The 10,419-nt window shown below is 69.6% G+C and carries 9 protein-coding genes and 1 pseudogene; 7 read left to right on the top strand and 3 right to left on the bottom strand.

The window, feature by feature from the left end:
- Window positions 1-170: 170 nt before the first annotated feature.
- Both A5646_RS19095 and A5646_RS19090 read right to left on the bottom strand, forming a co-directional pair.
- Window positions 171-1,004 carry a carbon-nitrogen hydrolase family protein gene (locus A5646_RS19095; protein WP_067023425.1) on the bottom strand — a complete coding sequence of 278 codons (834 nt, stop codon included), beginning with the start codon at window positions 1,002-1,004 and terminating at the stop codon, window positions 171-173.
- A 154-nt stretch (window positions 1,005-1,158) separates the two neighbouring features.
- Window positions 1,159-1,683 (bottom strand): DUF2505 domain-containing protein, encoded by a 525-nt coding sequence (locus A5646_RS19090; RefSeq protein ID WP_066881480.1) that lies wholly within the window; start codon window positions 1,681-1,683, stop codon window positions 1,159-1,161.
- 26 nt (window positions 1,684-1,709) lie between these two features.
- Between A5646_RS19090 and A5646_RS19085 the strand changes: the two genes are divergently transcribed.
- On the top strand, window positions 1,710-2,825 hold the full coding sequence (locus tag A5646_RS19085; RefSeq protein WP_067023423.1) for a UDP-N-acetylmuramate dehydrogenase: 1,116 nt from the start codon (window positions 1,710-1,712) through the stop codon (window positions 2,823-2,825).
- Between the two features lie 71 nt (window positions 2,826-2,896).
- Window positions 2,897-4,228, top strand: coding sequence for an Ig-like domain-containing protein (locus A5646_RS19080; RefSeq protein WP_066863003.1), 1,332 nt, complete (start codon window positions 2,897-2,899; stop codon window positions 4,226-4,228).
- On the opposite strand, the gene A5646_RS19075 is transcribed toward A5646_RS19080, so the two are convergent.
- A complete protein-coding gene (locus A5646_RS19075) occupies window positions 4,212-4,961 on the bottom strand; it encodes an SDR family oxidoreductase (protein ID WP_066863007.1) in 750 nt (249 codons plus the stop codon). The genes A5646_RS19080 and A5646_RS19075 overlap by 17 nt on opposite strands.
- A gap of 236 nt (window positions 4,962-5,197) precedes the next feature.
- On the opposite strand from A5646_RS19075, the gene A5646_RS19070 reads away from it, so the two are divergent.
- The 5 genes and pseudogenes from A5646_RS19070 to A5646_RS19050 all read left to right on the top strand — a co-directional run.
- Window positions 5,198-6,475 (top strand): ROK family protein, encoded by a 1,278-nt coding sequence (locus A5646_RS19070; RefSeq protein ID WP_197505239.1) that lies wholly within the window; start codon window positions 5,198-5,200, stop codon window positions 6,473-6,475.
- A 61-nt stretch (window positions 6,476-6,536) separates the two neighbouring features.
- Window positions 6,537-7,811: a D-inositol-3-phosphate glycosyltransferase gene (gene mshA, locus A5646_RS19065; protein WP_067023417.1), complete on the top strand. Its 1,275-nt coding sequence runs from the start codon at window positions 6,537-6,539 to the stop codon at window positions 7,809-7,811.
- Window positions 7,808-8,348 (top strand): annotated as a pseudogene (locus tag A5646_RS19060) (YbjN domain-containing protein); the annotation flags it as partial. The gene mshA and the pseudogene A5646_RS19060, both read left to right, overlap by 4 nt.
- 108 nt (window positions 8,349-8,456) lie before the next feature.
- Window positions 8,457-9,206, top strand: a complete 750-nt coding sequence (locus A5646_RS19055; protein ID WP_066881489.1) for a phosphoglyceromutase — start codon at window positions 8,457-8,459, stop codon at window positions 9,204-9,206.
- Window positions 9,207-9,360: 154 nt separating this feature from the next.
- Window positions 9,361-10,419: cell wall metabolism sensor histidine kinase WalK (locus tag A5646_RS19050; RefSeq protein WP_156765648.1), on the top strand; the 1,059-nt coding region annotated here is incomplete at its 3' end.

Raw genomic sequence — 10,419 nt, 5'->3', positions numbered from 1 at the left:
GGACGCCACCATCAGCTGGACCAGTGACGGCATCAAGCAGTCGGTACAGAACGCCATCCCGGTGCTGATCCGTTCGGTCGGCCGCTCGGTGGGGGGCTGGCCGAAGGGCCCCTGGTTGGAGGGACGGGCCCACTTCGACGGGTCCGGGTTCGGTGGTCCTTGTGGGTTCGTCACCCGACCGATTCTGCCCTATCAACCTGAGCAAAGTCCGAGCGGTTGTGCAGGACCGCGATGCTCTTGCGGGCCTCGGCGACCCGGTCGACGTCGATGTCGGCCACCACCAGCTGCGGTTGCGAGCCGGCCGAGGCGACGACGTCACCGAAGGGGGAGACCACCAGGCTGCCGCCGACGCCGGTCGGTGCCCCCGAACCGGATCCGTGGGCGTCACCAGGATCGGCCTGGCCGGCCGCCGCGATGTAGCTCATCGAATCGAGCGCGCGGGCGCGGGCCAGCAGCGTCCACTGGTCGAGTTTGCCGGGACCCGCGCCCCAGGACGCGCCGACGGCGATCACCTGGGCGCCGCGGCGGGCCAGTTCGGTGTACAGCGCCGGAAACCGAATGTCGTAGCAGACGGTCAGCCCGACGTGGATGCCGTCGACCGTGATCACCACCGGGTCGTGTCCCGGCGCGACCGTGCGCGATTCGGTGAAACCGAAGGCGTCGTAGAGGTGGATCTTGTCGTAGTGGGTGTCCGGCCGGCCGGGGTCGTCGGCGCCGGCCGCGAGGAGCGTGTTCTTCACCCGCCCATCGCCGGACGGGGTGAACATGCCGGCGACGACGGCGATGCCGGTGTCGGCCGCGATGCGCCGCACCCCGTCGGCCCAGGGCCCGTCGACCGGCTCGGCGACCGGCCCCAGCGGCACTCCGAACCGGCACATGGTCGCCTCGGGGAACACCACCAGCTTCGCGCCCGCGTCGGCGGCCCGGCGGCTGTATTCGTCCACCAGCTGCAGGTTTGCTGCCGGGTCGGTGCCGCTGAGGATCTGCGCCAAGGCGATTCGCATGAGCGCCAGCTTAGGCCCGGCGACGATGCGCGCCGCTACGGCGGCGGGCGGAGGAGCTGGGCAATGCAGCTTGGGCCCGGCGACGATGCGCGCCGCTACGGCGGCGGGCGGAGGAGCTGGGCAATGCAGCTTGGGCGTGGTCGGGACCGAAGGCTCAGGCCGTTTTGGCGATCCACTCCGTGGTGAAGCGCTGCTCGGCGGCGACCAGTTCGGCCAGCCGGGTGCCGATGATGTTCTCCAACTTGCCGCCGATGATCGGGACGCGCACCTGGACGGTGGCGCGGAACGTCAGCCGGGCACCGCCGGTCTCTTCGATGGGCTCCAGGACGGCGGTGCCGGCGAGGTTCACCGGCGCATCCACGATCGATCCCACCACCGACCCCGTCGCCGCCCCGCCGGTGACCGGCCCCCACGTCTCCTCGCGCCGGATGCGCAGGTCACCGCTGTGCAACTGGGTGACCATGCCCGGCAGCTTGTCGCTGCGGATCACCTGCAGCGTGACGACCTCGACGGTGTCCTCGTCCCCGGACTCCCCGCCGACCCGCATCGACTCCAGCGTGGCGAGGTCGACACCGGACCCGGCCAGCCTGGCCCGCCAGTACTCCTCGTCGGTGAAGGCGCGATGAACCTCGTCAACACTGCCGTCGTAATCGGCCGACAAGTCGAATGAACGCGGCATAGCAGGTCAGGCTACCGTTACGGGCCATGAAATCCAGCGGTGCCGGTGCGGAGTTCGCCGGCGCGGCGGTGGCCGACGCGGTGCCACTGGCGCCACTGACCACCCTGCGGGTCGGACCGACCGCGCGCCGCCTGATCACCTGCACCACCAGCGAGCAGGTGGTCGCCACGTTGCGGCAGCTGGACGCCGAAACCGCTGGCGGGCAACGCGACCCGGTGCTGGTCTTCGCCGGCGGCTCCAACCTGGTGATCTCCGACGGCCTGACCGACCTGACCGCGGTGCGGCTGGCCAATGACGGCATCACCGTCGAGGGCAACCTGGTCCGTGCGCAGGCGGGCGCGGTGTGGGACGACGTCGTGCTCACCGCGATCGAGCACGGCCTCGGCGGGCTGGAATGCCTCTCCGGCATCCCCGGCTCGGCCGGGGCCACCCCGGTTCAGAACGTCGGGGCCTACGGCGCCGAGGTCTCCGACACCATCACCCGCGTCCGGGTGCTCGATCGCGCGAGCGGGCAGGTGCGCTGGGTGCCGGGTGACGAGCTGGGCTTCGGCTACCGCACCAGTGTGTTCAAACGCGCCGGCAGTGGACTCGAAATGCTTTCCGTCGTACTGGAAGTGGAGTTCGCGCTGGACGCGTCCGGGCGCAGCGCGCCGCTGCGCTACGGCGAGCTGGCCGCCGAGTTGAACGTGGCCGGCGGCGAGCGCGCCGACCCGCGGGCCGTCCGCGACGCGGTGCTGTCGCTGCGGGCGCGCAAGGGCATGGTGCTCGACGCGGCCGACCACGACACCTGGAGCGTGGGCTCCTTCTTCACCAACCCGGTGATCGCGCCGGACGCCTACGAGCGGTTGGCCGCCGCCGTCGACGGGCCGGTGCCGAACTACCCCGCGCCCGACGGCGTCAAGCTGGCCGCCGGCTGGCTGGTGGAGCGGGCCGGATTCGGCAAGGGCTACCCGGATCCGGGGCCGGACGGCCTCGAACAGCCCTGCCGGCTATCCACCAAGCACGCGCTGGCGCTGACCAACCGCGGCGGCGCCAGCTCACAGGACGTGATAGAGCTGGCTAGAACGATCCGCGACGGCGTCCAGGCTGTGTTTGGCATCACATTGGTCCCCGAGCCCGTCCTGCTCGGCTGCAGGCTGTAGCCGCAAATTTCGCCGACGCGTGCCCGGGCCCGTTTTGTCGCGGCCGGGCTGGCCGATTTTCCCCGGTATCTTTGATTTTCGTGACCCCGTCCAGCGCCCCGCGGCCGTTCAACCGGCGTGCGGCTTTGGCGACCCTGGGACTGGGTGTGTTCGCCCCCAACGTCTTGGCCGCCTGCGGCGGCACGACGGCCAAACAGGCCGAGAAGAAGGAACAGCCGGCACCGCAGCTCAAGTACCAGCCCGCCAACGCGACCGAGAACGTGGTGCCGATCGCCCCGGTCAGCGTCGAGGTGAGCGACGGCTGGTTCCAGCACGTCGCGCTGTCCAATTCGTCGGGCAAGGCCGTCGCGGGCGCCTTCAATCAAGACCGCACCGTCTACACGACCTCCGAGCCGCTCGGCTACGACCAGACGTACACGTGGAGCGGCTCGGCCGTCGGGCACGACGGCAAGGCGATCCCGGTGGCCGGCAAGTTCACCACGGTGTCTCCCACCAAGAAGATCGGGGGCGCCTTCCAGCTCGCCGACGGCCAGACCGTGGGCGTCGCGGCGCCGATCATCATCCAGTTCGACGCGCCGATCACCGACAAGGCCGCCGTCGAAAAGGCGCTCACCGTCACCACGAACCCGCCCGTCGAGGGCAGCTGGGCCTGGCTGCCCGACGAGGCCGCCGGTGCGCGCGCGCACTGGCGGACCCGCGAGTACTACCCCGCGGGCACCACGGTCAACGTCGAGGCCAAGCTGTACGGTCTGCCGTTCGGCGACAGCGCCTACGGCGCCGAGGACATCTCGCTGAACATCCAGATCGGCCGGCGGCAGGTGGTCAAGGCCGAGGTTTCCTCGCACCGTATCCAGGTGATCCGCGACGAGGGCGTCATCATGGACTTCCCGTGCAGCTACGGCGAAGCCGACAAGGCGCGCAACGTCACCCGCAACGGCATCCACGTGGTCAGCGAGAAGTACGCCGACTTCTACATGTCCAACCCGGCGGCCGGCTACAGCCACGTGCACGAGCGCTGGGCGGTCCGGATCTCCAACAACGGCGAGTTCATCCATGCCAACCCGGCCAGCGCCGGCGCGCAGGGCAACACCAACGTCACCAACGGCTGCATCAACCTTTCGACGGGTGACGCCGAGCAATACTTCCAGTCGGCGATGTATGGCGACCCGGTCGAAGTCACCGGCAGCACGATTCAGCTGTCCTACTCCGACGGCGACATCTGGGACTGGGCCGTGGACTGGGACACCTGGGTGGCCATGTCGGCGCTGCCGCCGCCGACCGCGCGCCCGCCGTCAACCCAGATCCCGGTCACCGCGCCGGTCACGCCGTCCAACGCGCCGACCCTGTCCGGCACTCCGACCACGTCGACGTCACCGGCCGGCACCGCTACCCCTGGCGGTTAAAACGGGAGGTCGTCGCCTGATCGCGCGGCTTCATCACGATCAGGTCCAGATCGACGTGCGACGGCCGCGAGGCGACGAATCCGATCACCTCGGCCACATCCTCGGCCACCAGCGGGGTGATGCCGGTGTAGACGGCCTCCGCGCGTTGTTGGTCGCCGTCGAAGCGCACCAACGAGAATTCCGTCTCGACCGCGCCGGGCGCGATCTCGGTCAGCCGCACCGGCTTGCCCAATAGCTCGCCGCGCAGCGTGCGGTGCAGCGCTCCCTGGCCGTGTTTGGCCGCCGTGTATCCGGCGCCGCCGTCGTAAACCTCAAGTGCCGCAACGGAAGTGACGGTGATGATCAGCCCGTCGCCGGAGTCGATCAGCTTGGGCAACAGCGCGCGGGTGACCCGCAGCGTGCCGATGACGTTGGTCTCCCACATCCATCGCCAGTGCTCGAGGTCGGCGTCGGCGACCGGCGCCAGGCCCCGGGCGCCGCCGGCGTTGTTGACCAGAACGTCGACCCGGTCCACTTTGCTCGCCAATGTTTCAACCGCCGCCTCGTCTGTGACATCGGCCACAATCGCGGTACCGCCGATTTCACTGGCCAGGGCCTGAATCCGGTCGGATCGACGCGCCACCGCGACGACATGAAAGCCCTGCGCAGCCAGGATTCGGGCGGTTGCTGCACCGATCCCCGAGCTGGCCCCGGTGATTACTGCGACTCGTTCATTCCTGCCAGTTTTAACCATCGAAACAACCTTAATGAACGTGCTAGATTTTGCGTGTGCTCCTTAGCGCCCTGTCCAACACCACGACCACCGCGTGTCTTTGCGCGGCGGGTGCGTGTTGTTGCTGCGCACTTTGCCGCTCCTGACCCAGCCAGGTGTGGCCAAGACGGCCAGCAAAATTCGGACAAATAAGGACGCTCGTGCGCACGAATACCCTCACCCATACCCATCATTCGCCCAGCCGTGCCGTCGGGCACCTGCCGGGCCAAAAGGGCCACCGCTCGGTGCGCCGGCAGATCGTGCCGCCGGCGCTGAACATCCCCGACTCGGCGGCGGCCTCCGTCTTCCGGGCCGTCCGGCTGCGCGGCCCCGTCGGCCGCGACGTCATCGCCGGCATCACCTCGCTGAGCATCGCCACGGTCAACCGTCAGGTCATCGCGCTCCTGGAAGCCGGCCTGCTCCGGGAACGCGCCGACCTCGCCGTCTCCGGCGCCATCGGCCGCCCGCGTGTGCCGGTGGAGGTCAACCACGAACCCTTCGTGACGCTGGGCATCCACATCGGTGCCCGGACCACCAGCATCGTGGCCACCGACCTGTTCGGCCGCACGCTCGACACCGTCGAAACCCCGACCCCGCGTAACCCGGCCGGGCCCGCGCTGGCGACGCTGGCCGACAGCGCCCGCCGCTACCTGCGGCGCTGGCATCGCCGCCGGCCGCTGTGGGTGGGGGTCGCCATCGGTGGCACCGTCGACGGCGCCACCGGCCAGGTGGACCACCCCCGGCTGGGCTGGCGGCAGGCGCCGGTGGGTCAGGTGCTCGCCGATGCCCTGGGCCTGCCGGTATCGGTGGCCTCGCACGTCGACGCGATGGCCGGTGCCGAGCTGCTCCTGGGCATGCGGCGCTTCCTGCCGAGCTCGCCCACCAGCCTGTACGTCTACGCCCGTGAGACCGTGGGCTACGCGCTGGTGATCGGCGGGCGGGTGCACGTGCCGGCCAGCGGACCGGGCACCATCGCGACCTTGCCGGCGCAGTCCGAATTGCTCGGCGGCACCGGCCAGCTGGAGTCCACCGTCAGCGACGAGGCCGTGGTGGCCATCGCCCGCCAGCAGCGCATCCTGCCGTTCGCCCCGACCAACCGCGCCAGCGGCTCCGCCGCCGGCATCTCGGATCTGTTGCGGGTGGCCCGAGCCGGCAACCAGCAGGCCAAGGACCTGCTCGCCGAGCGGGGCCGCGTGCTCGGCGAGGCGGTGGCGTTGCTGCGCGACATGCTCAACCCCGACGAACTGGTGGTCGGCGGCCAGGCTTTCACCGAGTACCCGGAGGCAATGGAGCAGGTCGAGGCGGCGTTCCTGGAACGCTCCGTGCTCGGACCCCGCGACATCCGACTCACCGCCTTCGGCAACCGGGTGCAGGAGGCCGGCGCGGGGACCGTCTCGCTGTCGGGGCTCTACGCCGACCCGCTGGGGGCGATGCGGCGCGCCGGGGCGCTCGATGCCCGGCTGCACGACGTGACTCGCGACGAGTCGTCCGCCTGACACGACGGGTGTGTCCAGCGCGCTTGGGCTGGCCGGCGAACCATCCTGTAAAGATGACAGGGTGCGCCACGATGACGTTTTCCGGCTGAACGAACCGCGCCGGGTCGCAGTGTTGGCGGTCCACACCTCACCACTGGCCCAGCCCGGTACCGGCGACGCCGGCGGGATGAACGTCTACGTGCTGCAAACCGCGTTGCACTTGGCGCGGCGGGGCATCGAGGTGGAGATCTTCACGCGGGCGACCGCCTCGGCCGACCCGCCGGTCACGCGGGTGGCGCCCGGCGTGCTGGTGCGCAACGTGGTGGCGGGCCCCTTCGAGGGCCTGGACAAATACGACCTGCCCACCCAGCTGTGCGCGTTCGCGGCCGGGGTGTTGCGCGCCGAGGCGTCGCACGAGCCGGGCTATTACGACATCGTGCATTCGCACTACTGGCTGTCCGGTCAGGTCGGTTGGCTAGCCCGCGACCGCTGGGCGGTGCCGCTGGTGCACACCGCGCACACGCTGGCCGCGGTCAAGAACGCGGCGCTGGCCGAGGGGGATTCGCCCGAACCGCCGCTGCGCACGGTCGGCGAGCAACAGGTCGTCGACGAGGCGGACCGATTGATCGTCAACACCGATGACGAAGCCAGGCAACTGATCTCGATTCACCACGCCGACCCGGCCAGGATCGACGTCGTCCATCCCGGGGTGGAACTCGACGTGTTCCGCCCGGGCGATCGCCGGGCCGCCCGGACCGCGCTGGGGCTGCCGCTCGACGAAGACGTCGTGGCGTTCGTCGGCCGGATCCAGCCGCTGAAGGCGCCCGACATCGTGTTGCGCGCCGCGGCGAAACTGCCCGGGGTGCGCATCGTGGTGGCCGGCGGCCCCTCGGGTAGCGGCCTAGCCTCCCCAGACAATTTGGTCCGGCTGGCCGACGAACTCGGCATCACCGAACGCGTGACGTTCCTGCCCCCGCAGTCCCGCCCGAATCTGGCCACATTGTTCCAGGCGGCCAATCTTGTTGCGGTGCCGAGTTATTCAGAGTCGTTCGGTCTGGTCGCCCTCGAGGCGCAGGCCTGTGGGACGCCGGTGGCCGCGGCCGCGGTCGGTGGGCTGCCGGTGGCGGTGCGCGACGGCGTGACCGGCACGCTGGTGGCCGGCCACGACGTCGGGCGGTGGGCGGACGCGCTGGGCCGGCTGCTGCGTTTGCCTGCGCCGCACGCCGATGCGATGGGCCGGGCGGCCGCCGAGCACGCGGCGACGTTCTCCTGGGATCACACCACCGACGCGTTATTGGCCAGCTACCGCCGCGCGATCCGCGAGTACACGACCGAGCGCCGCGGGGTGGGCGCATGAGCCCATCGGTAAGCCAGGTGATCGAGGATGCCCTGCAGGACAGTGGGTTGAACTACTCGAAACACGCTGGGGCGCATGGCGGTCTGCCCGGTCTGGTGGTGGAACTGCCCGGCGAGCGCAAGCTCAAGACCAACACCATCCTCAGCATCGGCGAGCATTCGGTGCGGGTCGAGGCCTTCGTGTGCCGCAAGCCCGACGAGAACCACGAAGGCGTCTACCGCTTCCTGCTCAAGCGCAACCGCCGCCTCTACGGCGTGGCCTACACGCTCGACAATGTCGGGGATATCTATCTGGTAGGGCGCATGTCGCTGGCTTCGGTGGACGCCGACGAGCTCGACCGGGTGCTCGGGCAGGTGCTCGAAGCGGTGGATGCGGACTTCAATACGTTGCTGGAGTTGGGGTTTCGCTCGTCGATCCAGAAGGAGTGGGAGTGGCGGGTGTCGCGCGGTGAGTCGCTGAAGAACCTGCAGGCGTTCGCCCATTTGATCGACGACGACGAAGACGACGATGCAGAGCGCGAAGCGCGATGGTGAGGAGTCGAGCATCGGGTCACGAAGACGACGATGCAGAGCGCGAAGCGCGATGGTGAGGAGTCGAGCATCGGGGCACGAAGACGACGAATAGGGCCGTGAGAGACTGACCGGCATGGGTGACACGGCCACGCTGGTACTGCTTCGCCACGGCGAAAGCGAATGGAATTCGCTGAACCTGTTCACCGGTTGGGTCGACGTCGGCCTCACTGACAAGGGCCGGACCGAGGCCGTGCGCAGCGGCGAGCTGCTGATCGAGAACAACCTGTTGCCCGACGTCCTCTACACGTCGCTGCTGCGCCGGGCCATCTCCACCGCGCATCTCGCGCTGGACGCGGCCGACCGGCTGTGGATCCCGGTGCGGCGCACCTGGCGGCTCAACGAACGCCATTACGGGGCGCTGCAGGGGCTGGACAAGGCCGAGACGAAGGCCCGCTACGGCGACGAGCAGTTCATGGCCTGGCGGCGCAGCTACGACACGCCGCCCCCGCCCATCGAGAAGGGCAGCACCTACAGCCAGGACACCGATCCCCGTTACGCCGACATCGGCGGCGGCCCGCTCACCGAGTGCCTGGCCGATGTGGTCGTGCGCTTCCTGCCCTATTTCACCGACGTCATCGTCCCGGATCTGCGCAGCGGCAAGACGGTGCTGATCGTGGCGCACGGCAACTCGCTGCGGGCCCTGGTCAAGCACCTCGATCGGGTGTCCGACGACGAGATCGCCGGGCTCAACATCCCGACCGGCATCCCGCTGCGCTACGACCTGGACGCTGACCTGCGGCCGGTGGTTGCCGGCGGCACCTATCTGGACCCGGAGGCGGCCGCCGCGGGCGCCGCCGCGGTGGCCAACCAAGGGCACGGCTGAGCTGGGCCTGCCCGCGCCGATCCGCGAGATAAAGGCGATTTAGCCAAACATCGCGTGAACGGGAGCGGAACACCTGTTGCGCAAGGTGTGACTTGTCCGATTTTGGCCTCGTTGCGCTAGGGCAGCGTTCAGGAAGATTTGTAGGATTTGCTATGTGACTGTGTTCTCGGCGCTGTTGCTGGCCGGGGTTTTGTCCGCGCTGGCGCTGGCCGCGGGGGTGCTGGTCGGGACCCGGCTGTCACCGCGGGCGGTGCAGCGCCGCCAGCGGGTCGGCACCGAGTGGACCGGGATCACCGTCGCGCAGATGCTGCAACGCATCGTGGCGCTGATGCCGCTGGGCGCGGCGGTGGTGGACGCCCACCGCGACGTCGTCTACCTCAATGAACGGGCCAAGGAGCTAGGCCTGGTGCGCGACCGTCAACTCGATGACCAGGCCTGGGAGGCGGCGCAGCAGGCCCTGACCGGCGTCGACGTCGAATTCGACCTGCAGCCGGCGAAACGGTCGGGTGGCCGGTCGGGGCTCTCGGTGCACGGGCAGGCGCGGTTGCTCAGCGAAGAAGACCGCCGGTTCGCCGTGGTCTTCGCCCACGATCAGTCCGACTACGCGCGGATGGAGGCCACCCGGCGCGACTTCGTGGCCAACGTCAGCCACGAGCTCAAGACCCCGGTGGGCGCCATGGCACTGCTCGCCGAGGCCCTGCTGGCGTCGTCGGACGACTCCGAGACGGTGCGGCGGTTCGCCGAGAAGGTGCTCGTCGAGGCCAACCGGCTCGGCGACATGGTCGCCGAGCTGATCGAGCTGTCCCGGCTGCAGGGCGCCGAACGGCTGCCCAACGTCATCGAGGTCGACGTCGACGAGGTTGTCAGCGAAGCGATTTCGCGGCACAAGGTGGCGGCCGACAACGCCGACATCGAGGTTCGCACGGACGCGCCCAGCGGTTTGCGGGTGCTGGGCGACGAAACGCTGTTGGTCACCGCGTTGGCCAACCTGGTGTCGAACGCCATCGCCTATTCGCCGCCAGGTTCGCCGGTGTCGATCAGCCGCCGTCGCCGCGGGGAGAACATCGAGATCGCGGTGACCGACCGTGGCATCGGGATCGCCCTGGAAGATCAGGAACGGGTTTTCGAGCGGTTCTTCCGCGGGGACAAGGCCCGCTCACGGGCTACCGGCGGCAGCGGGCTGGGCCTAGCCATCGTCAAGCACGTCGCGGCC

Source organism: Mycobacterium sp. 1245499.0 (genome assembly GCF_001673615.1).
GTDB lineage: Bacteria > Actinomycetota > Actinomycetes > Mycobacteriales > Mycobacteriaceae > Mycobacterium > Mycobacterium europaeum_A.
The sequence above is the reverse complement of the archived record's forward strand: the minus strand, read 5'-3'. Positions and strand labels throughout refer to the sequence as shown.

What these genes read in the sequence shown, in the direction of transcription:
- A5646_RS19095 (WP_067023425.1), bottom strand. Translation starts at nt 1,004, where the DNA reads ATGCGAATCGCCTTGGCGCAGATCCTCAGCGGCACCGACCCGGCAGCA.
- A5646_RS19090 (WP_066881480.1), bottom strand. Translation starts at nt 1,683, where the DNA reads ATGCCGCGTTCATTCGACTTGTCGGCCGATTACGACGGCAGTGTTGAC.
- A5646_RS19085 (WP_067023423.1), top strand. Translation starts at nt 1,710, where the DNA reads ATGAAATCCAGCGGTGCCGGTGCGGAGTTCGCCGGCGCGGCGGTGGCC.
- A5646_RS19075 (WP_066863007.1), bottom strand. Translation starts at nt 4,961, where the DNA reads ATGGTTAAAACTGGCAGGAATGAACGAGTCGCAGTAATCACCGGGGCC.
- A5646_RS19055 (WP_066881489.1), top strand. Translation starts at nt 8,457, where the DNA reads ATGGGTGACACGGCCACGCTGGTACTGCTTCGCCACGGCGAAAGCGAA.